General features: G+C 59.5%; 28 protein-coding genes and 1 tRNA gene. 11 read left to right on the top strand and 18 right to left on the bottom strand.

Annotated elements, in window-relative coordinates; genetic code table 11:
- Positions 1-61: 61 nt before the first annotated feature.
- Complete coding sequence (locus GTP23_RS03620) at positions 62-445, bottom strand: diacylglycerol kinase (RefSeq protein ID WP_155433190.1); 384 nt, start codon at positions 443-445, stop codon at positions 62-64.
- A gap of 103 nt (positions 446-548) precedes the next feature.
- On the opposite strand from GTP23_RS03620, the gene GTP23_RS03615 reads away from it, so the two are divergent.
- Positions 549-1,328, top strand: a complete 780-nt coding sequence (locus tag GTP23_RS03615) for an IclR family transcriptional regulator (protein WP_161033894.1) — start codon at positions 549-551, stop codon at positions 1,326-1,328.
- Here the strand turns inward: GTP23_RS03615 and pbpG are convergent.
- From pbpG to GTP23_RS03600, 3 genes are all read right to left on the bottom strand, one after another.
- Positions 1,310-2,368, bottom strand: a complete 1,059-nt coding sequence (pbpG, locus tag GTP23_RS03610; protein WP_371866697.1) for a D-alanyl-D-alanine endopeptidase — start codon at positions 2,366-2,368, stop codon at positions 1,310-1,312. The genes GTP23_RS03615 and pbpG overlap by 19 nt on opposite strands.
- 89 nt (positions 2,369-2,457) lie before the next feature.
- Complete coding sequence (locus tag GTP23_RS03605; protein WP_161033893.1) at positions 2,458-3,153, bottom strand: nitroreductase; 696 nt, start codon at positions 3,151-3,153, stop codon at positions 2,458-2,460.
- Between the two features lie 28 nt (positions 3,154-3,181).
- Complete coding sequence (locus GTP23_RS03600; RefSeq protein ID WP_161033892.1) at positions 3,182-4,090, bottom strand: DMT family transporter; 909 nt, start codon at positions 4,088-4,090, stop codon at positions 3,182-3,184.
- A gap of 231 nt (positions 4,091-4,321) precedes the next feature.
- On the opposite strand from GTP23_RS03600, the gene GTP23_RS03595 reads away from it, so the two are divergent.
- Complete coding sequence (locus GTP23_RS03595) at positions 4,322-4,879, top strand: phasin family protein (protein ID WP_155433186.1); 558 nt, start codon at positions 4,322-4,324, stop codon at positions 4,877-4,879.
- Between the two features lie 51 nt (positions 4,880-4,930).
- Here GTP23_RS03595 and GTP23_RS03590 read toward each other — a convergent pair whose 3' ends face one another.
- From GTP23_RS03590 to GTP23_RS03565, 6 genes are all read right to left on the bottom strand, one after another.
- Positions 4,931-5,653, bottom strand: coding sequence for an ABC transporter ATP-binding protein (locus tag GTP23_RS03590; RefSeq protein ID WP_161033891.1), 723 nt, complete (start codon positions 5,651-5,653; stop codon positions 4,931-4,933).
- Positions 5,653-6,423 carry an ABC transporter ATP-binding protein gene (locus GTP23_RS03585; protein WP_155433184.1) on the bottom strand — a complete coding sequence of 257 codons (771 nt, stop codon included), beginning with the start codon at positions 6,421-6,423 and terminating at the stop codon, positions 5,653-5,655. Before GTP23_RS03585 ends, GTP23_RS03590 begins: the two co-directional genes overlap by 1 nt.
- A 10-nt stretch (positions 6,424-6,433) precedes the next feature.
- Entirely contained in the window at positions 6,434-7,651 is a 1,218-nt protein-coding gene (locus tag GTP23_RS03580) for an ABC transporter permease subunit (RefSeq protein ID WP_155433183.1), read from the bottom strand.
- Between the two features lie 15 nt (positions 7,652-7,666).
- Positions 7,667-8,596: a branched-chain amino acid ABC transporter permease gene (locus GTP23_RS03575; protein WP_161033890.1), complete on the bottom strand. Its 930-nt coding sequence runs from the start codon at positions 8,594-8,596 to the stop codon at positions 7,667-7,669.
- A gap of 280 nt (positions 8,597-8,876) precedes the next feature.
- Entirely contained in the window at positions 8,877-9,842 is a 966-nt protein-coding gene (gene ispH / locus GTP23_RS03570; protein WP_161033889.1) for a 4-hydroxy-3-methylbut-2-enyl diphosphate reductase, read from the bottom strand.
- Positions 9,843-9,849: 7 nt separating this feature from the next.
- Positions 9,850-10,305, bottom strand: a complete 456-nt coding sequence (locus tag GTP23_RS03565) for an FKBP-type peptidyl-prolyl cis-trans isomerase (RefSeq protein ID WP_161033888.1) — start codon at positions 10,303-10,305, stop codon at positions 9,850-9,852.
- Positions 10,306-10,395: 90 nt separating this feature from the next.
- On the opposite strand from GTP23_RS03565, the gene radC reads away from it, so the two are divergent.
- From radC to rpmG, 3 genes are all read left to right on the top strand, one after another.
- Complete coding sequence (radC, locus tag GTP23_RS03560) at positions 10,396-11,070, top strand: RadC family protein (RefSeq protein ID WP_161033887.1); 675 nt, start codon at positions 10,396-10,398, stop codon at positions 11,068-11,070.
- 172 nt (positions 11,071-11,242) lie between these two features.
- A complete protein-coding gene (gene rpmB / locus GTP23_RS03555; protein WP_008451488.1) occupies positions 11,243-11,479 on the top strand; it encodes a 50S ribosomal protein L28 in 237 nt (78 codons plus the stop codon).
- A 13-nt stretch (positions 11,480-11,492) separates the two neighbouring features.
- Positions 11,493-11,660 (top strand): 50S ribosomal protein L33, encoded by a 168-nt coding sequence (gene rpmG / locus GTP23_RS03550; RefSeq protein ID WP_155433177.1) that lies wholly within the window; start codon positions 11,493-11,495, stop codon positions 11,658-11,660.
- A 135-nt stretch (positions 11,661-11,795) separates the two neighbouring features.
- Here the strand turns inward: rpmG and GTP23_RS03545 are convergent, their stop codons facing one another.
- The 5 genes from GTP23_RS03545 to GTP23_RS03525 all read right to left on the bottom strand — a co-directional run bounded on the left by GTP23_RS03545 (position 11,796) and on the right by GTP23_RS03525 (position 17,045).
- A complete protein-coding gene (locus GTP23_RS03545) occupies positions 11,796-12,998 on the bottom strand; it encodes a DesA family fatty acid desaturase (protein WP_202411906.1) in 1,203 nt (400 codons plus the stop codon).
- A gap of 160 nt (positions 12,999-13,158) precedes the next feature.
- Positions 13,159-14,502 (bottom strand): mechanosensitive ion channel family protein, encoded by a 1,344-nt coding sequence (locus tag GTP23_RS03540; RefSeq protein WP_161033886.1) that lies wholly within the window; start codon positions 14,500-14,502, stop codon positions 13,159-13,161.
- A 145-nt stretch (positions 14,503-14,647) separates the two neighbouring features.
- Positions 14,648-15,949, bottom strand: a complete 1,302-nt coding sequence (locus GTP23_RS03535; RefSeq protein WP_161033885.1) for an RsmB/NOP family class I SAM-dependent RNA methyltransferase — start codon at positions 15,947-15,949, stop codon at positions 14,648-14,650.
- Between the two features lie 19 nt (positions 15,950-15,968).
- Positions 15,969-16,580, bottom strand: a complete 612-nt coding sequence (gene purN / locus GTP23_RS03530) for a phosphoribosylglycinamide formyltransferase (RefSeq protein WP_155433174.1) — start codon at positions 16,578-16,580, stop codon at positions 15,969-15,971.
- 78 nt (positions 16,581-16,658) lie between these two features.
- Positions 16,659-17,045, bottom strand: coding sequence for a barstar family protein (locus tag GTP23_RS03525; RefSeq protein ID WP_155434104.1), 387 nt, complete (start codon positions 17,043-17,045; stop codon positions 16,659-16,661).
- A 450-nt stretch (positions 17,046-17,495) separates the two neighbouring features.
- Between GTP23_RS03525 and GTP23_RS03520 the strand changes: the two genes are divergently transcribed.
- The 5 genes from GTP23_RS03520 (at position 17,496) to GTP23_RS03500 (ending at position 21,883) form a co-directional block, all read left to right on the top strand.
- Positions 17,496-18,014, top strand: coding sequence for a glycine zipper 2TM domain-containing protein (locus tag GTP23_RS03520; protein WP_161033884.1), 519 nt, complete (start codon positions 17,496-17,498; stop codon positions 18,012-18,014).
- A 116-nt stretch (positions 18,015-18,130) separates the two neighbouring features.
- Positions 18,131-18,907 carry a spermine/spermidine synthase domain-containing protein gene (locus GTP23_RS03515; RefSeq protein ID WP_161034616.1) on the top strand — a complete coding sequence of 259 codons (777 nt, stop codon included), beginning with the start codon at positions 18,131-18,133 and terminating at the stop codon, positions 18,905-18,907.
- A 22-nt stretch (positions 18,908-18,929) separates the two neighbouring features.
- Entirely contained in the window at positions 18,930-20,765 is a 1,836-nt protein-coding gene (tfpB, locus tag GTP23_RS03510) for a type IV pilus assembly ATPase TfpB (RefSeq protein WP_161033883.1), read from the top strand.
- 68 nt (positions 20,766-20,833) lie between these two features.
- Positions 20,834-20,909: transfer RNA gene (locus tag GTP23_RS03505), tRNA-Lys, on the top strand.
- A gap of 194 nt (positions 20,910-21,103) precedes the next feature.
- On the top strand, positions 21,104-21,883 hold the full coding sequence (locus GTP23_RS03500; RefSeq protein WP_161033882.1) for a substrate-binding periplasmic protein: 780 nt from the start codon (positions 21,104-21,106) through the stop codon (positions 21,881-21,883).
- A 46-nt stretch (positions 21,884-21,929) separates the two neighbouring features.
- On the opposite strand, the gene GTP23_RS03495 is transcribed toward GTP23_RS03500, so the two are convergent.
- Positions 21,930-22,775 (bottom strand): PhzF family phenazine biosynthesis protein, encoded by an 846-nt coding sequence (locus GTP23_RS03495; RefSeq protein WP_161033881.1) that lies wholly within the window; start codon positions 22,773-22,775, stop codon positions 21,930-21,932.
- A gap of 163 nt (positions 22,776-22,938) precedes the next feature.
- Between GTP23_RS03495 and GTP23_RS03490 the strand changes: the two genes are divergently transcribed.
- The gene (locus tag GTP23_RS03490; RefSeq protein WP_371866802.1) at positions 22,939-24,993 is read left to right on the top strand and encodes a S9 family peptidase; all 2,055 of its coding nucleotides are present in this window, start codon (positions 22,939-22,941) and stop codon (positions 24,991-24,993) included.
- A 95-nt stretch (positions 24,994-25,088) separates the two neighbouring features.
- Here the strand turns inward: GTP23_RS03490 and GTP23_RS03485 are convergent, their stop codons facing one another.
- Positions 25,089-25,802 carry a BON domain-containing protein gene (locus GTP23_RS03485; protein WP_161033879.1) on the bottom strand — a complete coding sequence of 238 codons (714 nt, stop codon included), beginning with the start codon at positions 25,800-25,802 and terminating at the stop codon, positions 25,089-25,091.
- A 103-nt stretch (positions 25,803-25,905) separates the two neighbouring features.
- Positions 25,906-26,574: a hypothetical protein gene (locus GTP23_RS03480; protein WP_161033878.1), complete on the bottom strand. Its 669-nt coding sequence runs from the start codon at positions 26,572-26,574 to the stop codon at positions 25,906-25,908.
- Between the last annotated feature and the right edge of the window lie 73 nt (positions 26,575-26,647).

Raw genomic sequence — 26,647 nt, 5'->3', positions numbered from 1 at the left:
TGTCCTTTATAATTTAAAACGAAGCTTTTAGCAGTTCAATATACCAAAACTTCATATATGGTCAGTAAAAGCGGTTGACCAGCACCACGCCCCATGCGGCAGCCGCCAGCAGACAGGCCAGCAGCACGGCGGCACTGCCGAAGTCCTTGGCATTCTTGGACAGGGGGTGACGTTCGAGCGACACCCGGTCCACCACGGCTTCGATCGAGGAATTAATCAGTTCCACGATCAGAATCAGCACCAGCACACCGATCAGCATCAATTTTTCAAAAGCTGAAATGCGCAGCGCCAGCGCGATGCTGCTGCCCACCACCAGCAGCGCCACTTCCTGCCGGAACGCGGCCTCGTGGCGCCAGGCTGAACGGAAGCCATCTCTGGAGTAGCGCAAGGCTGCGAACAGCCGTTTCAGACCCGGTTTGCTTTTGAATTCACTGGTAGGTTGCATGGATTTGCCACATTAGAAGGAAGCCTCATTATGCATTATTTCACATTGTTTTCACATTATGGTATAAAGAAGTCATCGCATACCGCACCGCACCAACCACATCATGAAAATCGAATCGGTACCCGAACAAAAAACCACCATACAGGTGATCGAACGTATGGTGGCTTTACTCGATGCGCTCGCCAAATATCCCGACCCTGTCAGCCTCAAGGAATTATCCAAAGTCTCGGGGCTACACCCTTCGACGGCCCACCGGATTCTGAACGATCTGGTGCTCACCCGCTTCGTCGACCGGATCGAACCGGGCACCTACCGGCTCGGTATGCGCTTGCTGGAACTGGGCAATGTGGTCAAGAGCCGCCTGTCCGTACGGGAAGCTGCCGTGGACTTTATGCGTGCACTGCACAAAAGAACCCAGCAAACGATCAATTTATCAGTTCGCCAGGGCGACGAGATCGTCTACATCGACCGTTCCTTCTCCGAGCGTTCCGGCATGCAGGTGGTGCGCGCCATCGGTGGCCGCGCTCCGCTGCACCTGACCTCGACGGGCAAGCTGTTCCTGTCGGTGGATGAGCCTAAAGCCATCCGCGCCTATGCCACCCGTACGGGGCTGGCCGGCCATAACAAGAACTCGATTACGGATCTGCCGAAACTGGAGCGTGAACTGAATCTGGTGAAGTCGCGCGGCTATGCGCGCGATAACGAGGAACTGGAGCTGGGCGTGCGCTGCATGGCCGCCGGCATCCATGATGATAGCGGCAAGCTGATCGCCGGCCTGTCCATCTCGGCGCCGGCCGACCGTCTGCAGGAAGAGTGGCTGGAAGATCTGGTCACGACGGCCAACCAGATCTCGGCCACGCTCGGTTACATCCCCGTCGAATAAGAAGGCGAGCTGAGCGCTGCAGGCTTGAGCGCTTCCAGCCACTTGCGCATGCGGCCGGCATCGGCAGCACGCGCCTGCTTGCCTTTGGAATCGAGGAATACCATGATCACGGCACGGCCTTCGATCACGGCCTGCATCATCAGACAACGCCCGGCCTCATTGATAAAGCCGGTTTTCTGCAAGCCAATCGACCAGTCGGGGCTGGCCACCAGATGGTTGGTGGTGCCGAACTGCATAGGCTTGCCATTGGTTTCCACGATGGCTTTCACGTCGGTCGAATACTGGCGCAGCAACGGCTGCTGGTAGGCCGCCATGGCCAGCTTGGCCAGATCGCGTGCGCTGGCCACATTCATCTTCGACAGGCCGCTGGAATCCACATAATGGGTATCCGTCATGCCCAGCTCGCGTGCCTTGGCATTCATGGCTTCCACGAAGGCCGGCTTGCCACCCGGATAGTGACGCCCCAGTGCCGAGGCCGCACGGTTTTCCGAACTCATCAGGGCGATGTGCAGCATATTAGCGCGCGTCAGTTTGCTGCCCACTTTCAGGCGCGAGCTGCTGAATTTTTCGCGGTCCACGTCTTCATCCGTCACGGTCAGGACTTCATCCATGTCCTGCCCCGCTTCCACTACGACCAGCCCCGTCATCATCTTGGTGATGGAGGCGATCGGCAGGGCCACATCGGAATTTTTTTCGAACAGCACTTCGGCATTCGACTGATCCAGCACCAGCGCCACGTTCGATTTCAGATCGAGCGGATCATGGGTCTGGCTCAGACCGGCCAGATCGCCCATGGTCGGCACGGCCGGTGCCGCCACCATCATGCGCTGGTACACCACCTTGCGCTTGCCATTGACCATCATCACGCGCTTGACGGTGCGTTCGGCCGACGCCGCCGCAACCACCTTGCTGCTCTGCGTCTTGGACTTCTTGCCGTGTTTCTTGGCCACGCTGCCATGAGCAGCATGGGCCACACCGGACACCAGCATCAGCGCGATCAGCGCGCCGCCAGCTTTCGAAATGAGCGTTCTCTTAACCATTCCTATCCCCGCTAAACCTATATCAACAAGGAGCAACTACTTGCAGTTTAGCAAATTGCCAAGTTTGCACAAGCCTTGCCCCTATAAAACTATTCGACAAATTTCACAAACTCTTGAAGCGCCATGCGCTCCGTCTGCAAACTATTTTCTACCTTGCTGTGATCAGCATAGCCCAGTGCCATCCCGCACACCACAGTTTCCTGATCCGGCAGCTGTAATTGTTCCGTAATGATGCGGTGATACTGGGTAAATGCGGCCTGCGGGCAGGTATCCAGACCACGGCCACGGGCCGCCACCATGATGTTCTGCAAAAACATGCCATAGTCCAGCCACGAACCTTGCTCCATAACACGGTCGATGGTGAAAATCAGGCCCACGGGCGCGCCGAAGAAATCGTAATTCTTGCCATGCTGGGCGGCCATACCGGCCTTGTTGTCACGCGTCAGGCCCAGCAGCGCGTACAGATCCCAGCCCACTTTGCGGCGCCGGTCGATGAAGGGCGATACCCACTGACTGGGGTAGTAGGCATATTCTTCCGTGTGCTGGGCCGCCACGGCCGGATCATTATGGGCGGCAAGTATGGCTGCCGTCAGCTGGACCTTGCGCTGGCCCGTCAGCACATACACTTTCCATGGCTGGGTATTGGTGCCCGATGGTGCCCGCCCTGCTACCTGCAAAAGCTGCTCGATGTCTGCACGGGCCACTTCTTGCGGCAGAAAGGCGCGGATGGAACGGCGGCTGGTAATGGCAGCATCCACCGCCTGCTGGTTAGAACTGGAAATCATACGGTCTCGCTCTGGGTGCGCACGGGCGCTAGTTAGGTTTCTTCACGACAAATATAACACCAGTCACGGCCAAACCCATCCCCAGAATACCGAGGCTATTAAAGGCTTCACCGAACATCAGCCAGGCCATGATGGCCGTGGTGGGCGGAGTCAGGTACATCAGGCTGGTCACTTCCGTGGCATGGCTGCGGCGGATCAGGGCAAACAGCAGGAAGATTGCGCCTATGGACAGGCCCAGCACCGACCATAGCAAGGCGATCAGGAAACGCGGCGTCCATTGCACCGCAGCAAAATCCAGCCCCAGGCCTTCCAGCCAGATAGCCAGCGGCAGAACTAGCAACAATGAAGCCGAGAACTGGATCACCGTCCCCGTACGTAGATCAAATTGAGCGCAATAGCGCTTCTGGTACAGCGTGCCGGCCGTAATCGACAGCAACGCCATCACGCAGAGCAGGATGGCTGGCGTGGTCAGCCCCACCAGCCGGATTTTGGCCGCTACCACCAGCGCCACCCCGCCCAGCCCAAATACCAGCCCCAGCCACTGGCGCGGGCGCACCCGTTCGCCGATCAGGCGGGCCGACAGCGCCGTCAGGATGGGCTGCATGCCCACGATCAGGGCCGACAGGCCGGCCGGCATACCCTGTTTGATGGCGCACCAGACGCCGATCAGATACCCGGCCTGCACCAGCAGACCGGCCAGGGCGATATGTGCTATGCGGCCGTGCGGCCATGGCGCGCGCAGCACCAGCACGGCAGGAAGCAGAAACAGCAGCACACCGAGGAAGCGCAGCACCAGAAAAGTCAGCGGCGGCGCATACGGCAGGCCGAACTTGGCCACGATAAACCCGCTACTCCACAGCAGCACAAAAAACAGCGGCAGCGGCGACAGGAAAGAGGCGCGTGTTGCGCTGCGTGAAGGCGGGCTAAGGGTAGTCATCGTACGAGTCTAACACGGCCGCAAGCGCCCTGCGGAAAGCCCTGCAAGATGTCAACTTCACATGCTTTGATGCAACGCACAAAAAATGCTTGACTTAATTTTTGAAGCCCGTAGAATTCGCCTTGTTGCGTTGCACAATTATGTTGTTCGGTCTGAAACGTCGCTGCTTTGTTTCTAGCCGGCTGTAAGAAACAGCAGTACCTAAACAATACCCTACTACTGGAGAGTCACATGTTTTCGATCCCTGAGCAATTTTCCAATGCGACCAAAGCAAACTTTGAATCGCAATTCGCCATCTTCTCGACCCTGACCAACAAGGCGTTCGAAGGCGTAGAGAAATTCGTCGACCTGAACCTGAACGCTGCCAAAGCTTCGCTGGAAGAGTCGTCGGCTACCGCCAAGCAACTGCTGGCTGCCAAAGACCCACAAGAATTCTTCTCGCTGGCTACCGCACAAGCCCAGCCAGCCGCTGAAAAAACCCTGGCCTACGGCCGTCATCTGGCCAGCATCGCTTCCAGCACTGGCGCCGAGTTCAGCAAAGCCGCTGAAACCCAGATCGCTGAAACCAACCGCAAAGTCATCTCGCTGGTTGACGAAGTGAGCAAAAACGCCCCAGCCGGCACCGAAAACGCTGTTGCCGCTTTCAAATCGGCCATCGGCAACGCCAACGCTGGTTACGAGCAGTTCGCCAAGACCGCCAAGCAAGCTGTTGAATCGCTGGAATCGAACCTGAACCAGGCTGTTAATCAGTTCACCGCTGCTGCTTCCAAAGCAACTGCCAAGAAGTAATACTGCTCAACCCTAGCGGTTGATCGCCCCGGCCCTGCCGGGGCTTTTTTTTTATTCGCCCAGATAGGCCGCCTTCACGCGGGGATCATCGAGCATGTCGGCGGCGTTGCCCGTCATGGTAATCACGCCCGAATCCATCACGTAGCCGCGGTGCGCGGCCTGCAGCGCCAGCTTGGCATTCTGCTCCACCAGCAGGATGGTCACGCCCTGCGCCGAAACGGCACGGATCACTTCAAAGATCTTTTCCACCATGATGGGCGACAGACCCATCGACGGTTCATCGAGCAGCAGCAGTTCCGGATGCGACATCAGCGCGCGCGCCATGGCCAGCATCTGCTGTTCGCCGCCGGACAGAGTGCCGGCCAATTGGCTAGAGCGCTCCTTGAGGCGCGGGAAAGTTTCGTACCATTTGGCGATGTCGGCATCGATGCCAGCCTGATCGTTGCGGGTGTAAGCGCCCATCATCAGGTTTTCATGGATGGTCATGCGGGTGAAGACGCCCCGCCCTTCCGGCACCATGGCCAGTTTTTTCTCCACCAGATGGAAGGACTGGCTGCCTTTCAGCGAGGCGCCCTTGTAAGCCACCGTGCCTTCCACCTTGCACGCAGGCAGCGTGCCAGTGATGGCTTTCAGGGTGGTGGTCTTGCCGGCGCCGTTGGCACCGATCAGCGCCACCAGCTCGCCTTTGTTGACTTCCAGATCGATGCCTTTGACGGCCTTGATGCCACCGTACGCGACTTTCAGTCCCGATACTTTAAGAACATTGTCGCTCATTAGTGCGATCCTCCCAGATAGGCGTCTATCACTGCCTGATTGCTCTGTATTTCTGCCGGCAAGCCTTCGGCGATAGGTTTGCCGTATTCCAGCACCATCAGCCGGTCACACAAGCTCATCATCATCTTCACATCGTGCTCGATCAGCAGCACGGTCTTGCCTTCGTTTTTGATTTTCACCAGCAGTTCGCGCAGCGCCAGTTTTTCCGTGGCGTTCATGCCGGCGGCCGGTTCGTCCAGCGCCAGCAGCTGCGGTTCCGTCGCCAGTGCACGGGCGATTTCGAGCCGGCGCTGGTCGCCATAGGAGAGGAACTTGGCCGTACGGCTGGCGAACTGACCTATGCCTACGAAGTCCAGCAACTCCTGCGCGCGGCGGCGGATCGCCGCTTCTTCCTCGCGTGCTGCCTTGTGGCGGAAGATGGCGCCGAACACGCCCTGACGGGTACGCACATGGCAGCCCACCATGACGTTTTCCAGCGCCGTCATTTCGCCGAACAAGCGGATGTTCTGGAAGGTACGGGCAATACCGGCCTTGGCCACTTCATGCGGCGCCGATGGCGAATACGGCTTGCCGGCCAGCTCGAAGGTGCCCGTATCAGGCTGGTACAGGCCGGTGATGACGTTAAAGAAAGTGGTTTTACCGGCGCCATTAGGGCCGATCAGGCCATAGATCTGGCCCCGCATGATCTTGATGCCCACATCGGTCAGCGCCTGCAGGCCGCCGAAGCGCTTGTTCACACCGGCGATGTGGAGGATTACTGGTTCGCTCATCTGTCTTTCCTCAGGCTGCCATCGTGCCGGACGATTGTTGTTTGGCGTCGGAATCGCCATCCGGGCGATCTTCGTGCTTGGGCGCTGGCCACAGGCCGGCCGGACGGTTCAGCATGATCAGCACCATGGCCAGACCGTACAGCAGCTGGCGCAGCACTTCCGCTTCCACCACCACATGGCCGAACAGGCGCTCCTGCAGCGGCTCCACCACATGGCGCAGCACTTCCGGCAGGGCAGCCAGCAAGGCACCGCCCATGATCACGCCGGGAATATGGCCGATACCACCGAGCACCACCATGGCCAGCACGGCGATGGACTCCGTCAGCGAGAACGATTCGGGCGACACAAAGCCCTGGAACGAGGCAAACATGGCGCCAGCAATCCCGCCGAACGAAGCGCCCATGGAGAACGCCAGCAGCTTGACGTTACGGGTGTTGATGCCCATGGCCTTGGCGGCGATCTCATCTTCTCGGATCGCCACCCAGGCGCGGCCCAGACGCGAGTGCTGCAGACGGGTGGTGACGAACACCACGGCCACGCACAGGAACAGGAACAGGAAGTAATAGGCGTTCACGGATGGCATGGCAAAGCCGGCCACCGTCACCGTGGCGCGCGAACCGGCCTCGCCGGCCAGATTCACGCCGAACACGCGGATAGGGTCGATCAGGTTGATGCCCTGCGGGCCGTTGGTAAAGTTGATCGGCTCGTTGAGGTTGTTCATGAAGATGCGGATGATCTCGCCGAAGCCCAGCGTGACGATGGCCAGATAATCGCCACGCAGTTTCAGCGTAGGCGCACCCAGCAGCGCACCGAACAGACCGGCCAAGGCCGCTGCCAGCGGCACGATGACCCATACCGACAGGTGGATACCGTTCTGCTGGATTTCCGGTCCTAATACCGCCACCAGCGTATTGCCGATGGCCGGATACTCGTTGATCAGCGATTCCAGCAGCGTAGCGAACTGGGGCGATGCCAGCAGGCCCGTCATGTAGGCACCGACGGCGTAGAAGGCGATATAGCCCAGATCGAGCAGGCCAGCAAAACCCACCACGATGTTCAGACCCAGCGCCAGCATGATGTACAGCAGCGCCATATCGACGATGCGCACCCACGAGTTGCCGAACGGTGCGGCCACAAACGGGAAGATCAGCAGACCGATCAGCACCACTGCCATGCTGGCATAGGCCTGACGGGGATTACGGGAGGTGTCGAAATTCAGCAGTGCCATGGTCGTCCCTCCTGCTCAAGCGCGATCGGCCACGCGTTCACCCATGATGCCCGAGGGGCGCACGGTGAGCACGATGATCAGTACCACGAAGGCAAAAATATCCTGATAGTGGCTGCCGAGGAAACCGCCGGTCAGGTCGCCGATGTAGCCGGCGCCCAGACTTTCGATAATGCCCAGCACGATGCCGCCTATCATGGCGCCGTAGATATTGCCGATACCGCCCAGCACCGCAGCGGAGAAAGCTTTCAGGCCCGGCACAAAGCCCATGGCAAACTGGATGGACGCATAGTTAGCACCCCACATCACACCAGCCACAGCAGCCAGTGCGGCGCCCAGCGCGAAGGTCGTCACGATGACGCGATTGGCATCCACGCCCATGAGTCCGGCCACGCGGGGATTTTCCGCCGTGGCGCGCATGGCGCGGCCCATCTTGGTTTTTTCCACCAGCAGCACCAGTCCCACCATGGACAGTGCAGCCAGCACCAGCAGCAGAATCTGGGTTTGCGAAATCAGCGCGCCGCCTATCATGATAGGCTCGGACGACAGCAGTTGCGGGAAGGCCAGCGGGTTGCGCGACCAGATCATCATGGCCACCGTCTGCAGCAGGATGGACACGCCGATGGCCGTAATCAGCGGTGCCAGACGCGGTGCATTGCGCAGGCGACGGTAGGCCACGCGCTCGATCAGCACATTCACCAGCATGCAGACGGGAATCGCACCGGCAATGGAAATCGCCAGTTTGACGTAACCGGGCAGGTCCGGCGCGTATTCGTTGAGGTACTTGAGGATGGTCAGGCCCGTCATGGCGCCTACCATCAGCACATCGCCATGGGCAAAGTTAATCAGGTTGAGCACGCCGTACACCATGGTGTAGCCGAGTGCAACCAGTGCATACATGCTGCCTAGCACCAGTCCGTTGATAATTTGTTGGATAAAAGTATCCATGCAGAGTGCCTTTACTATTGTGTTACACAGCCGGTTCAAGTAACAAAAACGGCACCCGGAGAAGTGGTCTCCGTAGTGCCGCCGTTGACTACGCTTTTACGTTGCAAGTTCTATGCCTGAATCAGCACCTCGCTGCGAGCCGCGTCCTCTACGTGTGGAACTGCCAGTTGACAGTTCATCTACTAAAGGGCGAAGCAATGATAGCGAGATTTTAGGAAAACGAACGGCGGAATAATCCGTAAAGTGCTAAATATTATTCCGTTATCCGTCTGGTAGCACCTTAGACGGCGCTATGCGTCTCCTCTGTGGCTTTGTTGCCATCCAGCCCCTTGGGCAGGGGGAAGGTGACCGCTTCTTCCACGCCGTCCAGCGTGCGGACACTGCGTGCGCCCAGTTCCTTGAGACGGTCGATCACGGCTTGCACCAGCACTTCCGGTGCCGAAGCACCGGCCGTGACGCCGATGCGCGCCTTGCCCTCCAGCCATTCCGACTGAATCAGGCTGGCGTTATCCACCATGTATGCAGGCGTGCCCTTCTTCTGCGCCACTTCACGCAGGCGATTCGAGTTGGAGCTATTCGGGCTGCCCACCACGATCACCACCTCCACCTGCGGCGCCATGAATTTCACGGCATCCTGACGGTTAGTGGTGGCGTAGCAGATATCGCCCTTCTTCGGCTCGATGATGGCCGGATAGCGCGCTTTCAGCGCAGCGATGATGTCGGCCGTATCGTCCACCGACAGCGTGGTCTGCGACACATAGGCCAGCTGGTCAGGCTTGGACACATTGAGTTTGGCCACATCTTCCACGGTTTCCACCAGATACATGCCGGCATCGGCCTGCCCCATCGTGCCTTCCACTTCCGGATGGCCCTGATGGCCGATCATGATGATCTCGCAGCCCTGCTTGCGCATCTTGGCCACTTCCACGTGCACCTTGGTCACCAGCGGGCAGGTCGCATCGAAGATGCTCAGGCCGCGCGCTTCCGCTTCCGCCCGCACTGCGCGCGACACACCGTGGGCCGAGAACACCAGCGTGTTGCCGGCTGGTACGTCATCGAGTTCCTCGATGAAGATGGCGCCCTTGGCGCGCAAATCTTCCACCACATAGGCGTTGTGCACGATTTCGTGGCGCACATAGATCGGCGCACCAAACTGGACCAGCGCACGCTCGACGATCTCGATAGCGCGGTCGACGCCGGCGCAGAAGCCGCGCGGCTGGGCTAGCAGAACTTCTTTATCGCTCATCCGTTCCTCACAGCACAGAGATAATCTTGACTTCGAAGGTCAGCGGCTCGCCAGCCAGTGGGTGGTTGAAGTCGAACAAGCAGACTTCCTCACCCAGCTCGCGCAGCACGCCGGCGAAGCGGCCACCGCCCGGAGCAGCGAAATCGACCAGATCGCCCACCTTGTATTCGGCGTCCGGGCTGGAGTTTTCATCCAGCGTAGCGCGCGACACTTCACGCACCAGTTCCGGGTTGCGCGGACCAAAGCCCACACCCGGCTCCAGATTGAAGGTACGGTGCGTGCCTTCCGGCAGACCCAGCAGCAGTTCTTCCAGCACCGGAGCCAGCTGGCCCTGGCCCAGCATCAGCGTGGCCGGATTGGCGTTGAAGGTGGTAACGATGTCTTTGCCATCGAGCGAAGCCAGACGGTAATGCAGAGTGAGATAAGCCGATTTGGTGACGACAGCAGGTTGCGCGTTTGACATGACGTGAGATTGGTTAGGCTAACGAAGGCTATATTGTAAGCCAAGCCAGCCAAAACGCCCCGTATCGCTGGCATTGCACGGAGATCGACCATGCCGATCAAGCAATGGCCGCAGCAACAACGTCCGCGCGAGCGCCTGATCCGCGAAGGCGCGCACGCCCTGTCCGATGCCGAACTGCTGGCGCTCTTCCTGCGCACCGGCGTGCCGGGCTGCGACGCCGTACAACTGGCGCAACTGACGGTGCAGCATTTCGGCTCGCTGCAAGCCCTGTTCGGTGCCAGCCTGAGCCAGTTCTGCGCCCTGCACGGACTGGGGCCAGCCAAGTACACCCAGTTACAGGCGGTGATGGAGCTGGCACGCCGCGCCATCGGCGAGGAAATCCGCAGCGGCGCTGCGCTCTGCTCGCCACCCGCCGTCAAACAGTATTTGCGTGCCACCTTCAGCGGTCAGGCGCGCGAAGCCTTCCATGTGCTGTTTCTTGATGTGAAGAATCGCCTGATAGAAGCACGCGAAATGTTTCGTGGCACTTTAACCCATACCAGCGTGTATCCGCGCGAAGTGGTCAAGGCGGCGCTGGCCAGCAATGCCGCCAGCGTCATGCTGGCACATAACCACCCGTCCGGCTCACCCGAGCCCAGCGAATCAGATCTGCTGCTGACGCGCGCATTAATACAGGCGCTGGCGCTGGTCGATATCCGCATCCTCGACCATTTCATTGTGGCCGGCCAGCAGGTTTACTCGTTTGCCGAGCATGGCCAACTCTAGGTTTACCCCTAAGCGCTCAAGGGTTTACGCGCACTTTCTCAGGGAATACACAATTGTTAAATTTTTCAACTAAATCGAGACACAATTGTTTTTCACAAGTCATTGAAAAAGCTCAGTTTTTTAGATATACTCTTGTTTTTCCAATTCTGGAATGTCTTTTAAGGAGTGCGTTATGGCACGTGTTTGCCAAGTTACTGGGAAGAAGCCGATGGTCGGCAACAACGTTTCCCATGCAAACAACAAAACCAAGCGTCGTTTCCTGCCTAACCTGCAGAACCGTCGTATTTTTGTTGAATCTGAAAACCGCTGGGTCTCCCTGCGTCTGTCCAACGCTGGTCTGCGCGTAATCGACAAAGTCGGCATCGATGCCGTACTGGCCGACATGCGCGCCCGTGGCGAAAAAGTCTAATTAGGGAGCTACCATGGCAAAAACTGGCCGCGACAAAATCAAACTGGAATCGACCGCAGGTACGGGTTTCTTCTACACCACCACCAAGAACAAGCGCACCATGCCAGCGAAAATGGAGATCATCAAGTTTGATCCTAAAGCTCGCAAGCACGTAATGTTCAAAGAAACCAAGATCAAATAATCGATCCCCGTTTCAGAAAAAGCCGCTCAGCATCTGCTCAGCGGCTTTTTTATTGCCCGCAGCAATCGATGTTCTGCCCATGCGGGCAAATAAAAACGGCACCCGCAGGTGCCGTTCTATTTGCTGGTAACTGGCTTAGGCGTAGCTACGTAAGCGCAGCGAGAAATCTTCCAGTGCCTTGATGCCGGACGCTTCGGCACGGTCGCACCAGTCCTGCAGCTTCTGCAGCAGCTGGTCGCGGGTAAAGTGCGAACGCTCCCAGATCACACCGAGCTCCACCCGCATCAGATGCATGGTTTCCAGCGCTTTGCTGTGCTGGAACAGCTCACTAAGCTGCTGCTGCTGTGGCGCTTCCAGCTTGCCCGGTTCACGCTGCAGCAGCTTGCGCGAAGACTTGAGGAAGCGTGCTTCCAGTTCCGCCTTGTGCTTGAGGTGCACCAGCTCCTCTTTCCACGCCTGCTTGAGCGATTTGGCATACTTGGCCATCACATCGTAGCGGTTGGTAATCACCGATTGCAGGGTATCGAAGTCCGCTTCCAGCTTGCCCTTGGCGAACTTCGGTGCCGGTGCGCGCTTCTTCACTTTGGCCAGCCCCACCACTTCCATGGCGCGGATATAGCCCCAGCCGATATCGAATTCATACCATTTCGACGACAGCTTGGCCGAGGTGGCGAAAGTGTGGTGGTTGTTGTGCAGTTCCTCGCCGCCGATCAGCAGGCCCAGCGGGAATATATTGGTCGAAGCATCAGCGCAATCATAGTTGCGGTAGCCCCAGTAGTGGCCTATGCCGTTGATGATGCCGGCCGCCATCACAGGAATCCACATCATCTGCACCGCCCAGACGGTAATGCCGATCACACCGAACAGGGTGAAGTTAATGATGAACATCAGCACGATGCCCATCCAGCTAAGCCCCGTGTACAGCTGGCGCTCGATCCAGTCGTCCGGTGTGCCGTGGCCATATTTCTCCATGGTTTCCAGATTCAGCGATTCGGCACGGTACAGCTCGGCACCTTCCAGCAGCACTTTATTAATGCCGCGCGTAACCGGGCTATGGGGATCTTCCTGGGTGTCGCATTTGGCATGGTGCTTGCGGTGGATCGAAGCCCACTCCTTGGTCACCTGCCCCGTCGTCAGCCACAGCCAGAAACGGAAGAAGTGGCTGGGGATGGCATGCAGATCGAGCGCACGGTGGGCCTGATGGCGGTGCAGGAAGATGGTCACACTGGCGATCGTAATATGGGTCACGATCATGGTGTAGGCGAAGACCTGCCAGGCACTGGCGCGCGTCACGCCATTTGACAGAAAATCTAAAACGTCGGTTAAATTCAAGCTCATTACTACTCCAAGGTGGGCGTGTTGCGCTGGCTGGCAGTTACGCCAATTTTGCGCATTTAACAGGCATACATAGGCCTATGTTGGTCCTTTTTGGCGAATATTGTACGCTGAATTATGGCTGACTTACGCAAGGTTTTTTCCTTGCGTCATCAGATCCACATCAATTCTGTTTAGGCACAGAGGGGGTTTCAGCAGGGGCGAAGGGCGGCAGGGCCGGGCCCAGTATGCGCATCTCCCGTTGCGGGAAAGGAACAGAAATATTGTGTTCCTTGAGCGCGCGCCAGACGGCGCGGTTCACGTCCGAGATCACACCGCCGCGGCCGTTTTGCGGATCGTTGATCCAGAAACCCAGTTGCAGATCCAGTCCGTCAGCGCCAAAACTGAGCAGTTGGGCCGATGGCAGTTTTTCTTCCTTCAGCACACGCTCCACCGACAGTGCGGCCTCTTCCAGCAGGCGCAGCACCTGATCGACGTCCGTATCGTAGGCAACAGAGACTTTGGTGGACAGCCACAGCTGGCTGTTCGAAAGCGATGAGTTCTGTACGGCACCCGACACCAGCATTTCATTCGGTACGATGGATTCCACCCCGTCCAGCCCCTGTAGCACGGTGTAGCGGGTATTAATCTGGGTAACACGGCCGCTATATTTATCGACCGTAATCATGTCGCCTATGGTCAGGCTGCGATCGAGCAGAATCACGAAGCCGGATACGTAGTTGCTGGCGATCTTCTGCAAGCCCAGCCCCAGCCCCACGCCCAGCGCGCCGCCGAACACGGACAGCACCGTCAGGTCTATCCCCACCAGCGTCAGGCTGACCAGCACGGCGACCAGTATCAGCAGCGCGCGCGCAGTACGGGCCACCACCACGCGCAGATTGGTGTGCATCCCCTGCACTTTCATCAGCTGCTCTTCCAGCGCTGCGCCCGCCCACAGGGCCAGTATCAGCAGCACCACCACCGACACGGTGGCCTGCAGGATGTCGGCGATCGACACTTTGTATTTCCCCAGCGGCAGAATGGTGTTGTCCATGTAATCGAACACCTCCACCCACAGGCCGGTGATATACAGCACGAAGGCTAGCCACACCAGCAGCTGGAACACTTTTTCGAAAGCCAGCATGGTGGCACTGACCTGCCCCTCGCGGGCAAATACGCGCCGCAGCAGATAGAAGGTGAAGCGGATCACCGCCAGCGAACCGAAGATAGGCAAGGCAATCTTGAGCAGATTCACATGCTGGTGGTATTTCACGAACAGCAGCCGGGCCAGCCACAGCCAGCCCACCACGGCCAGCGGCGCCAGCACACGGCCGAAACTTTCCACGCCCCACTCGATCACGGCATTATGGCCATCCGCACGGCCAAAGCGGCGCCGGAACAAACGCGCCAGCCCGAAGCCCAGCACCACGGACAACAGCACGGCGCCCAGCTGCCACAGCAGGCTAGGGTCTTGCAGGTCGCCCGTCAGGTCATCGATCAGGTTCAGCAGCGGCTGTTGTGGATTCATCTTCATGCGGAGCGAGTTAAAAACATTGCTAGATTAACGTAAAAAAGGCCGGTTACCCGGCCTTTTCAGATCAGTAGTGCGGACGCTCAGTATGAGCAACCCCGCTTAAGCCGCCCTGAACCGGCTATGCAGCACATGCGGCGAATTACTCGTCGCTATCCTGCGCTTCTTCCTTGGCGGCTTTTTTTGCCATCGGCTTGCGCTCGAACACGGCGGCGAAGAAGCCGTCCGTCTCATGCTTGTGCGGCAGCAGTTTCAGATAGTCGCCCATTTCCAGCGCGATTTTCTGTTCGGCCAGCACTTTGCTCATCGGCACCAGTTCGAAATCCGGGTGGGTTTCGATGAACTGTTGGGCGATGAAGTCGTTCTCGTCGTCGAGGAAGCTGCAGGTGGCATATACCAGACGGCCGCCGCCTTTCAGCAGACGGGCCGCACCATCGAGAATGGCGGCCTGCTTCTGCTGCAGTTCGGCGATGGCGCCCGGTTGCTGGCGCCATTTCACGTCCGGATTACGGCGCAAGGTGCCCAGACCCGAGCATGGGGCATCGACCAGTACGCGGTCGATCTTGCCGGCCAGACGCTTGATCTTGGCATCGCGCTCGTGCGCGATCAGCACCGGATGTACGTTGGACAGACCACTACGGGCCAGACGCGGTTTCAGCTTGGACAGACGTTTTTCCGATACGTCGAAGGCATACAGGCGGCCCGTGTTGCGCATGGTGGCGCCCAGCGCCAGCGTCTTGCCGCCGGCACCCGCGCAAAAGTCCACCACCATTTCGCCACGCTTGGCGCCGACGATGGCCGACAGAATCTGGCTACCCTCATCCTGTACTTCGATGTGGCCTTGCTTGAACAGCGGCAGGTTTTGCAGCGCAGGCTTCTGCAGCACGCGCAGGCCCAGCGGCGCGAACGGCGTCGGCGTGCTGCGGATCGGTGCTTCCAGCAGCTTGGCGGCCACGTCTTCACGGTTATCCTTGAGCGCGTTGACACGCAGATCGAGCGGCGCCGGCTTGTTCATGCCGTCTGCCAGCAGCAGGGTTTCTTCTTCGCCCATCTGCTCGACCAGCTTGTCGAACAGCCATTTCGGCATATTCGAACGGCTCGATTTATGCATCAGCTTGCGGTCGATCTGCATGATGCGCTCGACCCAGGCCACCTCCTCTTCCGTCAGGCCGCCCAGCGATTCCACGCCCACGGCGTCGCTCATGCCCAGCAGGGTCAGACGGCGCATGGTGGCGCCGCCACCCGCTTCGGAAAAGTCGGTGTAGAAGGATTTGTTACGCAGTACGTTGTAGATACACTCGGCTATGGCGCCGCGTTCGCGGCCGCCCAGACGGGGGTGATCTTTGAAGTAGCGCGACAGGGTGGTGTCGGCTGGCGCGGAAAAGCGCAAAATCTCGCGCAACACTTCTTCGGCGTTGGCGAGTATCGCTGGTGGCAATCTCATGGAGTTCCTTGTTTAGTTTTTACTTACTGTGGTCGACCTGGACCGCGCCCTGCACTATCGTTAACCGGTCTTCGACAAACCAGCGTACTGCCTGCGGATAAATGACATGTTCCTGCTTGAGCACCCGGGCGGACAGGGTGTCTACGGTATCGTCGGGCATGACCGGCACGGCAGCTTGCGCCACCATCGGGCCATGATCGAGTTCGGCGGTGACAAAGTGCACAGTCGCACCATGCTCGGCCACCCCGGCCCGCAATGCCTGCCCGTGGGTATCGAGACCGGGGAACAGCGGCAGCAGCGAAGGGTGGATATTGAGCATGCGCCCCGCGTAATGTTCCACGAACGGGGGCGTGAGTATCCGCATGAAGCCGGCCAGCACCACCAGATCGGGCGCATAGCCATCGATCACAGTCTGCAGGGCCGCGTCGAACTCGGCGCGACTGGCATAGTCTTTATTGGCGACCACAGCCGTCGGGATTCCCTGCGCCGCCGCAAAACCTAGCCCGGAGGCATCGGCGCGGTTGCTGATCACTGCAGCGATACGGGCGGGCCAGCGCTGCTCCTGGCAGGCGCGTACCACGGCTTCCATATTGCTGCCGCGACCGGAAATCAGGATGACGATATTTTTCATAGCCCGCCATTGTACCTTGTTCAGGCGGTCGGGACTACCCGGCGCGGCCGGCGCGCCGATTTACAGAGGGGTGGCGGCCTATTCGAACGAGTAGAACACCCGGAATGGCACTTTTTTCTCGGCCCAGTAATCGGCCGCATCGCGGAACACGTCGAGCAGGGTTTCGCGCGCTTCCTTGTCGAATTTCTGGGTATTCGGCAATTGCTCTAGCACCACGAGGAAACCGTTCTGGTGGCCGGCGGCGGCCATGGTCTCCGTTAAAGTTGTCCGCAAACCATCAAAATTCTTGCCCACGCCTTTAGGAAAACGGAACGACTCGGAAATAATACCCAGCACCTGCTGCTTGGTCAGGCCGGCGATGCAATGGGCATAGAGAAAATGCTGCTCCAGCCGGGCCGCCTCTTCCTGCAATTCGTTGACGCGGAATGCGCGTATCGATTGCACCAGATTGGCTGGCACGCTCATCAGCAAACTCTCGGGTCCTTCGGCTTGAGCTGGCATGTAAGGTGTGTCCACTTTTTTGTCGGGAGTGCCTAGCTTGTGAATTAATGAGTAGATAATTTGAGCACCTGTGCACTTTACGCGGCGTACGGATCGGCGTCTCACCGCGGCGGTATCCTATGTTTCACGAATTCCCTACGCTCATTAGGGTAACGTGTTGTTCCTTTCAGATCAACTTGATTGTGGTTTCACACGCAATATTTGTTAAAAACAGAACATTTTGGCCGAGATTGTGGACCAATTCGGCACACTTCCCCTCTGGCAGCGTGGCGGCGGACAAACGGGGGCGATGTTACAATTTGTTGCCATAGATACTTAATCAGCACTAGTTGTCGCCTTGTACGGGGGGTACCATACTCTCCATGCAATATCAGAATCCCTGATAAGACATCCAAATTGAAACGAGGTTACCAAATGAACTTGCAAGCCAAACTGATCGCATCCGTCCTGTGCGTGGGCGCCCTGCCTTTTACCGCTCAAGCAGCCGATTTTGAAGATTTCGGCCGTGTGGTTCGGGTGACCCCGCAGGTTGAACAAGTCAACCATCCACGTCAGGAATGCCGCACGGAATACGTGCAAGTCCAGCAGCCAGCGCCTCAGCGCGGCGTAGGTGGCGCCATCGTCGGTGGTCTGATCGGCGGTCTGGCCGGCAATCAGGTCGGCGGCGGCACGGGCCGCTCGGTGGCCACGGCAGCGGGCGCCATTGCCGGCGCCCTGGTCGGCGACCGCGTCGACAACGCCAACACCCCTAGCAGCGGCGGTGTACAGGAACAGCAGGTGAAACAGTGCCGTACCGTGGACCACTGGGAATCGCGTACGGCCGGCTATGAAGTGACCTACGACTACCGTGGCCGTAACTACACCACCGTCATGTCCTATGACCCGGGCGAACGCGTACGTCTGCGCGTGGTGGTGGAACCTGTCCAGCGTTAATTTCAGCACGTTTTACTCTGCACTGCCGGCCTCTGAGCCGGCAGTGCCGTTTTCAGGCTTGCCTTGATCTAAAGCATCGCGGGATAATGCCAGTTCACTCTGTCGCCACCCGTCCCATGCTGATCAAACGTAAATCCATCGAAAAAGAAGAATCCTCCCGTCCTGCGCGCAAGCCCAAATATGCGCCCGTGACCCTGTCGGAACAGGAGGGCGTACGTTATCTGCACTTCGGTACGGAATGGGTGCAGGGCGCCATGCGCATCCGCAAGCCCAACTGGCCGGAACTCGAATATGCCCAGCAGATGATGGCCTGGATGCTGTGGCAGCCCCAGCCGCGCCACATCGCCCAGCTGGGTCTAGGCACGGCCACCCTGACCAAGTTCTGCTACACCACCTTCCCTGACGCCACGGTGACGGCGGTCGAACTGAATCCCGCAGTCATCAATATCTGCGCTTCCATGTTCAAGCTGCCGCCCAATGATGCGCGCCTGCAGGTACTGGAAATGGATGCGCTCGACTACGTCAACGACCCGGCCAACGCCGGCACGCTCGACGCCCTGCAGGTCGACCTGTACGACGCCACGGCGCGCGGCCCCGTGCTGGACACGGCCGAGTTCTATCAGGCCTGCGCCAGCTGCCTGAACGACGACGGCATCATGACCGTCAACCTGTTCGGCGACCACCCCAGCTATGCGCGCAATACCAAAGCCATCAAGTTCGCCTTTGCACAAGTGATTTGCCTGCCACCCGTGCATGATGGTAACGTGATTGCCATCGCCTTCAAGCGCCAGCGCCCTATCGATCTGGAAGCCCTGAAACTTCGTTCAGCCGAGATCGTGGCGGCCACCAAATTACCGGCCAAGAGCTGGGTTAAAGGTCTGGCAGCGACCTAATTCCTTTTGAAAGTGGCGCCCGATGTCTGCACCTTCCGCTCCTGCTACTGCACCAGCCTCTGCCCAGCCGCCCGCAGCGCCACTCGACCTGCAGCAACTGTATGGCTGGCTGCTGGCCGACGGCATGATACGCAAGACCGACGTCAAGGAAATGTATGCCCACAGCCAGGGCATCCTAAAAAACGCCGTCGGCAGCATGCACCCGCTGTGCGCGATTGCCCACAGCAAGATATTGTCGGCCCGCCCGCCCCATAAACTGCTGACACTCGATCTGCTGTGCGAATGGCTGGCAGCCCGCTGCGGGCTGGGCTTTACCCGCATCGATCCGCTCAAGGTGGACTTTACCCGTGTGGCCGATGTGATGTCGGCCAGCTATGCGGCGCGCTTCAACATCCTGCCGCTGGAAATCAGCGCCGACACGCTGGTGGTGGCCACGGCCGACCCCTACGTGACGGAATGGGAACATGAAATCGGCAAGATTTCACGCCGCGCCATCCGCCGCGTGATCGCCAACCCGCTCGATATCGCCCAGTACATTACCCAGTTCTTCAGTCTGGCCAAGTCCATCAAGAAGGCCAACAAGCACACGGGCAATGACCTCGCCTTGCGCAATAATTTCGAACAGCTGGTCGAAATGGGCAAGAGTAACAAGCAGGTCGATGCCAACGACCAGCATGTGATCAACATCGTCGACTGGCTGTGGCAGTACGCCTTCGAGCAGCGCGCTTCCGACATCCATCTGGAACCCAAGCGCGAACTGGCCGCCATCCGCTTCCGTATCGATGGCGTGCTGCATCAGGTGTATCAGGTGCCGGCCGTGGTGATGATCGCCATGACGGCGCGCATCAAGCTGCTGGGCCGCATGGACGTAATCGAAAAACGCCGCCCGCAGGATGGCCGTATCAAGACCCGCACGGCGGGCGGGCAGGAAATCGAACTGCGCCTGTCCACCCTGCCCACGGCCTTTGGCGAAAAACTGGTAATGCGGATTTTCGATCCCGAAGTCGTAGTCAAGACGCTGCCGGAACTGGGTTTCCCGCCCGCCGAAGCGCAGCGCTGGGACCAGCTGACCCAGCGCCCGCACGGCATCATCCTCGTTACCGGCCCTACCGGCTCCGGTAAGACTACTACGCTGTACACCACGCTCAAGGCGCTGGCCACACCGGAAGTGAATGTCTGCACGGTAGAAGACCCGATCGAGATGGTGGAACCGGCGTTCAACCAGATGCAGGTGCAGCCCGGCATCGAACTGTCGTTTGCCGACGGCGTGCGTGCCCTGATGCGGCAGGACCCCGACATCATCATGGTGGGCGAGATCCGCGATCTGGCCACGGCCGAAATGGCCATACAGGCCGCCCTGACCGGCCACCTCGTGCTATCCACGCTGCACACCAACGATGCGCCGTCCGCCGTGATGCGCCTGCTGGAACTGGGCGTGCCCTACTATCTGCTGGAAGCCACGCTGATCGGCATCATGGCCCAGCGTCTGGTGCGCACGCTGTGCAGCGACTGCAAACAGCCGGACGGCAGCATCAGCGACGAAATCTGGGACAGTCTGACCGGCGGCTGGGACATCCCCAAACCGGCCACCGTGTACCGCCCCGTGGGTTGTCCCGAATGCCGCCAGACGGGCTACCGCGGCCGTACCGGCCTGTACGAACTGCTCCACGTCACGCCGGGCTTCAGCCAGCTGGTGCGGGCCGATAGCAAGCTGGAAGCGCTGCGCAGCCAGAGTCTGGCCGATGGCATGCTACCGCTGCGCATTGCCGGTGCGCACAAGATACTGGAAGGCGTGACCAGCGCCGACGAAGTGCTGATAGTCACGGCCGCACTCGGCATGCCCGCCAGCCACAACTAAAAAATGTCGCTATTCAAAAAAGAGCTTTGCAGTTTGCACAAGCCTGTATATAATAATGCCTCTTTCGGGGGTCGTTAGCTCAGCTGGTAGAGCAGCGGACTTTTAATCCGTTGGTCGCAGGTTCGAATCCCGCACGGCCTACCACCGAATTTGCTGTAGTAAATCAAGGAGTTACGAGTGATCGTAGTTCCTTTTTTTACGTCTATACACTAGCCAGCAACACTCCCCTCCGCGCCCGCGGCCATGGGGACACATTGCAACACTGCCGGCCCCATCCAGCACTGACGTCTACCCCATAGTGGTGTAAGCTAGACAATTATTAGTGCAAAGGAGACAGCATGGCGGCATGGCGTGGCAGACTAGGCTTGTGGCTGGCAAGCTTCGCTGCGTTCGCTTTCCTGGTCATCAGTCTGCCCGCACAAGCCATCATCATCCGCACGGCTGCGCAGGAAGGCACGGAACCCAAATTCATCGCTGGCGGCGGCGAGCGCATCGTCGGCATGTGCGTCGACCTGTTCCGCGCCATCGAACAACTCGATCCGGCACTCCAGATAGTGGGCGACCAGAGCTGGAAACCGCTGATCCGCGCCTATTCCGAACTCGAACACGGCCAGCTCGACGTGGCCTGCGCCGTCCAGCGCATAGGCGAACGGGAGCACCGCTTCCAGTTTATCGGCCCTGCGCTGTACAACAATGAATACCATCTTCTGGCGCGCATCAACGACCCCGTCAAAATCAGCAGCTGGGACGACTTGCGCCAGCTGGCGCCCGATAACACGGTACTGATCAACCGGGGTTTTGCCGCCGGCAACATCATCCGCGCACAAGGCGGCATCCCCATAGACGAAAGTGCTACCAATCAGGTCCTCAACCTGCAAAAGCTGGTGGCCGGACGAGGGCGCCTGTTCTTCCACCGCGGCCGCGATCTGCGCAAGCTGCTCGAACGCACGGGCAATAGCAGCAAGGTCCGCATCCTGCCGCAAATCATGTTCAGCTCGCCCGTATATTTCGCCACCAGTAAATTGCTGGCGCCGCAAAACCGCGAGCGGCTGGAACGGGCGCTCTACCAGCTGGAAAAGAGCGGCGAACTGGAACGCCTGATCCGCAAGTGGGACTAAAGACCAGAGGATCAGGCGGCCTAGCCTGCTCAGCGATTAGTGCCGCTCACTCCCCCATCATGCGCACCCGTCCCGAAACGCGGATGGCTGCGCCCGGCTGGTCCGGTATGCTGGCCTGCAGGTGGCAGGGCGCGCCCATATCCACGCCTTGCTCGATGGCTATGCTGCCGCCGTGCGGCCAGTCGAGATCGCGCAAATAGCCGGCCAGCGCTGCGGCAGCCGCCCCCGTGGCCGGATCTTCGTACACGCCGCCGGAAGCGAAAGCATTGCGGGCATGGAAGCGCTGCGGTGTTTCGGCATAGATCAGCGAAATCGTCGTCAGGCCATGCTGCTGCATCAGGCTGCGTCCGGCAGCGAGCTGGTAGCGCATGGCGCGCAGCTTGTCGCGGCTGGCCAGCGCCAGCACCAGATGGCTGGCACCGCCATTGGCAATGGCCGGCGGAATCCGGTCGTCCAGGTCTGCCAGCCGGTAGCCGAACAGTTGCAGCGCGGCCTGCACCAGCGCCGGTGGCGCCGGCAGGCTGCTGGTCATGGGCGCCTGCAGGGTGGCAAAACCCAGACCGTTGCGCGCCTGCGCCTCCACCACTATCTGGCTATGGTTGGTCGTCAGCGGGAACACGCCATCACCATGCTGCTGGGCCAGCACGGTACCGAGCGCTATGGTGGCATGGCCGCAGAATGGCACTTCGCCATCGGGCGAAAAATAGCGCACGCGCCAGCCCTCGCCGGCCGGTGCGGCAAACACGGTTTCCGAATACCCCATCTCTCTGGCAATTTCCTGCATGGCACGTTCGTCCGGCAGGGCTGCACGTATCATCACACCGGCCGGATTGCCCCCCTGATCGTCAGCGGTAAAAGCAGCAACCTGATGGACTTTGATGATGGTTTGCATAGCTGGTTCTCCATAGAAAGGGGTGAATGGAAAAGCTTCTTGATTGACAGCAATGAGAGAGTTGGCCACTATGATATTTCACCGACTTACCAGCGAACTCGTCATGACTATACCGCGACTTTCCCTTATCGCCATGTTAATTTCTGTCGGCTTGAGCCAAGCTGTGCTCGCCGCCACCGAAGACAATACGGCCAAACATGCTATCACCCATGAAGATGTGTGGCTGATGAAGCGCGTCGGCGCGCCCTTGCCTAGTCCGGACGGTAAATGGGCCGTATTTTCTGTTACCGACCCCGCATACGACAGCAAAGAACAGTGGTCCGACCTGTGGATCAAAGCCCTGAACGACGACACGCCGGCGCGCCGCCTGACCTTCAGCAAAGGCAGTGAAGGCAGCCTGAACTGGTCGCCTGACAGCCGCTATCTGGTGTTCGTCGCCAAACGCGATGGCGACGAGGCTGCCCAGATCTACCGCCTCGACCTGCAGACGGGCGGCGAAGCGCAGCGCCTGACCAGCCTGACGCTGGGTGCCCGTGCGCCGCGCTACAGCCCGGACGGCAAGCAGCTGCTGTTCGTCAGCGACATTTATCCGGGCAATGGCTCGGAAGACGACATCAAGAAATCGGCCAAGGAACACAAGGAACGCAAGTATTCGGCGCGTGCCTATGAAACCTTCCCGCCGCGCTATTTCGACAAATGGCTGGACGATAAGAAAGTGCGCCTGTTCGTGATGGATGCCGAGCCCGGCGCCAAGCCGCGCGACCTGCTCAGCAGCACGCGTCTGGTGACGCTGCCCGGTTTTGGCGGTGCCCAGGGTGATGATGGCCAGTCGCTGGAAGCGCTGTGGGCGCCGGACGGCAAAACCGTGCTGTTTATTGCCTCCACCAATCGCGATGAACTGGCCCGTGCCAGCGGCTACACCCAGATCTACAGCATGCCCGTGGCAGGCGGCGAACCGCAGCAGCTCACGCGCGACCGCCACAGCTACCACAGCCTGAAATTTGGCAACGAAGGCAAAGCCCTGTTTGCCCTGACGGAAGCGGAGCAGGAAGGCAAGGTGTATGACGTGACGCGCCTGATCAGCTTCACGTGGCCCTTCACCAGCACCACGCCAAAAGTCCTGACGGCGACGCTGGACCGCTCGATCGCGCGCTACGTGCTGCCCGCCGGCAGCAACCGCGTGGTGTTCAGCTACGAACACGCGGGTCTGGAACAGCTGCACTCGATGAATCTGCAGGGCGGCGATCTGCGCGCTGAAAAATCGCTGCCGACCGGCAGCATCAACTCGCTGGCCGCTGGCGGCAAAGCCATGGTGGGCGTGTGGGAATCGTCCATCAATCCGCCCGAAGTGTATGCCTTCGGCCAGAACGGTCCCAAGCGCCTGACCAGCTTCAACACGGAGCGCGCCGCCGGCATCGACTGGCAAACGCCCGAGCACTTCTGGTTCAAAGCCAGCGATGGCCGCATGATCCACAATATGCTGGTGAAACCGGCCAACTTCGATCCGGCCAAAAAATATCCGCTGTTCGCCGTCATCCATGGTGGCGCGGCGAATATGTGGCGCGACCAGTTCGTGCTGCGCTGGAATTACCACCTGCTGGCCCAGCCCGGCTATGTGGTGCTGCTGACGGACTACAAGGGCTCGACCGGCTACGGCGAAGAATTCGCCCGCGCCATCCAGGGCGATCCGCTCAAAGGCCCGGCTGATGAAATCAACGAAGCCGTTGATGAAGCAGTCAAAAAATACAGTTATATCGACGGCAGCCGCCTTGCCGCAGGCGGTGCCAGCTATGGCGGCCATCTGGCCAACTGGCTGCAGGCGACCAGCACGCGCTACAAGGCCATCGTCTCGCACGCCGGCGAAATGGATCTGATCATGCAATGGGGTACTAGCGACAGCATCCATGGCCGCGAAGTCAACAGCGGCGGCCCCGTCTGGGGCGACCAGCCCGTGTGGCGCGAACAGAGCCCCGTGCTACAGGCGGGTAACCACGCCAAAGGCACGGGCTACACCGCTCCTATCCTGATCTCCGTAGGCGAACTCGACTATCGCGTACCGGCAAATAATGCGCTGATGAATTACGCGCTGCAGCACCGCCTGAATGTGCCGGCCAAGCTGCTGGTCTTCCCCGACGAAAACCACTGGATCCTGAAGGGTGAAAACAGCCGCTACTTCTACAAGGAAGTGCACGGCTGGCTGGCCAAATACCTCAAGTAATCCGGCCAGAAAAAGACTACGGGAGTGCAGCCCAGCAGGCTGGCACTCCCGTTTTTTTTATGGACACCAGCTACCATCCGGCAGCTGGCCTGCGCTTACTTGATGCGCAGCGAACTCTGCACTTTGTTGACGCCTTTGACATTGCGTGCCACATCCACGGCCTTGTCCACTTCCGCCTGCGAAGGCACGAAGCCGCTCAGCATCACCGTGCCGTTGGTGGTTTCCACATGCACGTCCAGCGACTTCAGACTAGGCTCGGCCAGCAGCTCCGTTTTCACCTTGGTGGTGATCATGGTATCGGCCATGGTATCGCGTGCCTGTGCCGTTTTGGAACGGGTTTCGCAGCCCACCTTATCGGCGCCCGTCATATTGCTGCAATCGATGCCGGTCTGGGCGGCATCGGCCATCTGACGGCCTTCCTTGGCATCGTTGATGGCTGCCACATGGGCCGACTTGGCAGTATCCAGACAGCCGGACTTGTCGGCGCCCGACATGGGAGCGCAACGGGCCTTGGCTAAATTGTAGTTGGCGTCAGCCACTTCGGTCTGGGCCTTCTGTATGGTTTTCTTGTCGTTACGGTACTGCATGGCCGCTTGCGCTTCGCTATTGGCGCGGGCGACTTTGGCCGTTTCGATGCAGACATCCTTGCCCGTGCCGGACTGGGCATCGCAAGCATCTTTGGCCGATTTATATTCGGCCGCAGCCTTCTGGGTGGCGTTCTTGTAAGCCACGGTATCGTTGTTCGGCGCCGACGCAGCGAAACTGGCACTGGTAGCCGTCGCCAACACGAGTAAGAGCAGTTTGTTCATGATGTGTCCCTTTATGGTAGTTGGTGGGCACATTAAACGCCGTTCCGCGCTGAGCATCTGTGCGGAAACGTACAAAGTTGCAAAATCGCCAGCGCAGGCTAGCTCACTGATCGTGCTGCAAGCCTTGCAGCCATAACTGGTCGACGCGCTGCTGCCACAGCGTGGCATCGCCGAATACGCCGGCTGAGGGCGCCAGTTGCAGCCATGCTGCCGTGCTGTGGCTGCCTTGCACAGTCGCGGCGGGCTGGCGCACCTTCTGCATCCAGCCCAGCACTGCCGCATAACGCTGCGGCTGGCGTTGCGCGGTCCAGGCCAGCGCCACCAGATCGGCATAGCCTTCTTCGCGCCGGGTTTCCTGCAGCGCCAGTTCGGGCGCACTGGCGGCCTGTTCAAAGCCCGCAGGCAAGCTGTGCCATGCACCCTGCACATAGCGCCAGCAGTGGCCGATTTCGTGCGCCACCATGGCCTCTATCATCCAGCTGTGCTGCTCGGCCGGCACACCGGCCAGCACATCTTCGCTATGCGGGTTGCCGCGCAACGACAGCACCAGCTTGCAGCGCCCGTCCTGATAGCCGAGCGCCAGCGGCACATCGCTGGCACGCGCCTGCGGCTGCACGGTGATATCGAGCGGAAGCTGCAGAGTCTGCTTGGCATAAGCCAGCACGCTGCTGCCCGCGCTGAGCCAGCGGATTTCCTGCGCCGTCAGTTCGGCCGCAGGCACGCTGGCAGCGTACAGGGTCAGGGCTAACAGGGGCAGACAGTGCTTGATCATGGTGATCAGACTGTAGCACGCGGAAGGCAAGAAAAATTGCCGTATGGAAGGATCTACAACGCTTTATTTCTAC

The organism is Duganella fentianensis (assembly GCF_009857835.1).
Classification (GTDB): Bacteria; Pseudomonadota; Gammaproteobacteria; order Burkholderiales; family Burkholderiaceae_D; genus Rugamonas; species Rugamonas fentianensis.
Note: the sequence above shows the minus strand (reverse complement) of the source record. Positions and strands in the feature narration are given on the sequence as shown.

Coding starts and splice junctions, on each gene's coding strand:
- GTP23_RS03485 (WP_161033879.1), bottom strand. CDS start 25,802: ATGAACAAACTGCTCTTACTCGTGTTGGCGACGGCTACCAGTGCCAGT.
- rpmG (WP_155433177.1), top strand. CDS start 11,493: ATGGCAAAAACTGGCCGCGACAAAATCAAACTGGAATCGACCGCAGGT.
- GTP23_RS03580 (WP_155433183.1), bottom strand. CDS start 7,651: ATGGCACTGCTGAATTTCGACACCTCCCGTAATCCCCGTCAGGCCTAT.
- GTP23_RS03480 (WP_161033878.1), bottom strand. CDS start 26,574: ATGATCAAGCACTGTCTGCCCCTGTTAGCCCTGACCCTGTACGCTGCC.
- pbpG (WP_371866697.1), bottom strand. CDS start 2,368: ATGGTTAAGAGAACGCTCATTTCGAAAGCTGGCGGCGCGCTGATCGCG.
- GTP23_RS03565 (WP_161033888.1), bottom strand. CDS start 10,305: ATGTCAAACGCGCAACCTGCTGTCGTCACCAAATCGGCTTATCTCACT.
- GTP23_RS03515 (WP_161034616.1), top strand. CDS start 18,131: ATGCTGATCAAACGTAAATCCATCGAAAAAGAAGAATCCTCCCGTCCT.
- GTP23_RS03540 (WP_161033886.1), bottom strand. CDS start 14,502: ATGAATCCACAACAGCCGCTGCTGAACCTGATCGATGACCTGACGGGC.
- GTP23_RS03535 (WP_161033885.1), bottom strand. CDS start 15,949: ATGAGATTGCCACCAGCGATACTCGCCAACGCCGAAGAAGTGTTGCGC.
- rpmB (WP_008451488.1), top strand. CDS start 11,243: ATGGCACGTGTTTGCCAAGTTACTGGGAAGAAGCCGATGGTCGGCAAC.
- GTP23_RS03500 (WP_161033882.1), top strand. CDS start 21,104: ATGGCGGCATGGCGTGGCAGACTAGGCTTGTGGCTGGCAAGCTTCGCT.
- radC (WP_161033887.1), top strand. CDS start 10,396: ATGCCGATCAAGCAATGGCCGCAGCAACAACGTCCGCGCGAGCGCCTG.
- GTP23_RS03605 (WP_161033893.1), bottom strand. CDS start 3,153: ATGATTTCCAGTTCTAACCAGCAGGCGGTGGATGCTGCCATTACCAGC.
- purN (WP_155433174.1), bottom strand. CDS start 16,580: ATGAAAAATATCGTCATCCTGATTTCCGGTCGCGGCAGCAATATGGAA.
- GTP23_RS03575 (WP_161033890.1), bottom strand. CDS start 8,596: ATGGATACTTTTATCCAACAAATTATCAACGGACTGGTGCTAGGCAGC.
- ispH (WP_161033889.1), bottom strand. CDS start 9,842: ATGAGCGATAAAGAAGTTCTGCTAGCCCAGCCGCGCGGCTTCTGCGCC.
- GTP23_RS03585 (WP_155433184.1), bottom strand. CDS start 6,423: ATGAGCGAACCAGTAATCCTCCACATCGCCGGTGTGAACAAGCGCTTC.
- GTP23_RS03600 (WP_161033892.1), bottom strand. CDS start 4,090: ATGACTACCCTTAGCCCGCCTTCACGCAGCGCAACACGCGCCTCTTTC.
- GTP23_RS03615 (WP_161033894.1), top strand. CDS start 549: ATGAAAATCGAATCGGTACCCGAACAAAAAACCACCATACAGGTGATC.
- GTP23_RS03495 (WP_161033881.1), bottom strand. CDS start 22,775: ATGCAAACCATCATCAAAGTCCATCAGGTTGCTGCTTTTACCGCTGAC.
- tfpB (WP_161033883.1), top strand. CDS start 18,930: ATGTCTGCACCTTCCGCTCCTGCTACTGCACCAGCCTCTGCCCAGCCG.
- GTP23_RS03595 (WP_155433186.1), top strand. CDS start 4,322: ATGTTTTCGATCCCTGAGCAATTTTCCAATGCGACCAAAGCAAACTTT.
- GTP23_RS03545 (WP_202411906.1), bottom strand. CDS start 12,998: ATGAGCTTGAATTTAACCGACGTTTTAGATTTTCTGTCAAATGGCGTG.
- GTP23_RS03620 (WP_155433190.1), bottom strand. CDS start 445: ATGCAACCTACCAGTGAATTCAAAAGCAAACCGGGTCTGAAACGGCTG.
- GTP23_RS03590 (WP_161033891.1), bottom strand. CDS start 5,653: ATGAGCGACAATGTTCTTAAAGTATCGGGACTGAAAGTCGCGTACGGT.
- GTP23_RS03520 (WP_161033884.1), top strand. CDS start 17,496: ATGAACTTGCAAGCCAAACTGATCGCATCCGTCCTGTGCGTGGGCGCC.
- GTP23_RS03525 (WP_155434104.1), bottom strand. CDS start 17,045: ATGAGCGTGCCAGCCAATCTGGTGCAATCGATACGCGCATTCCGCGTC.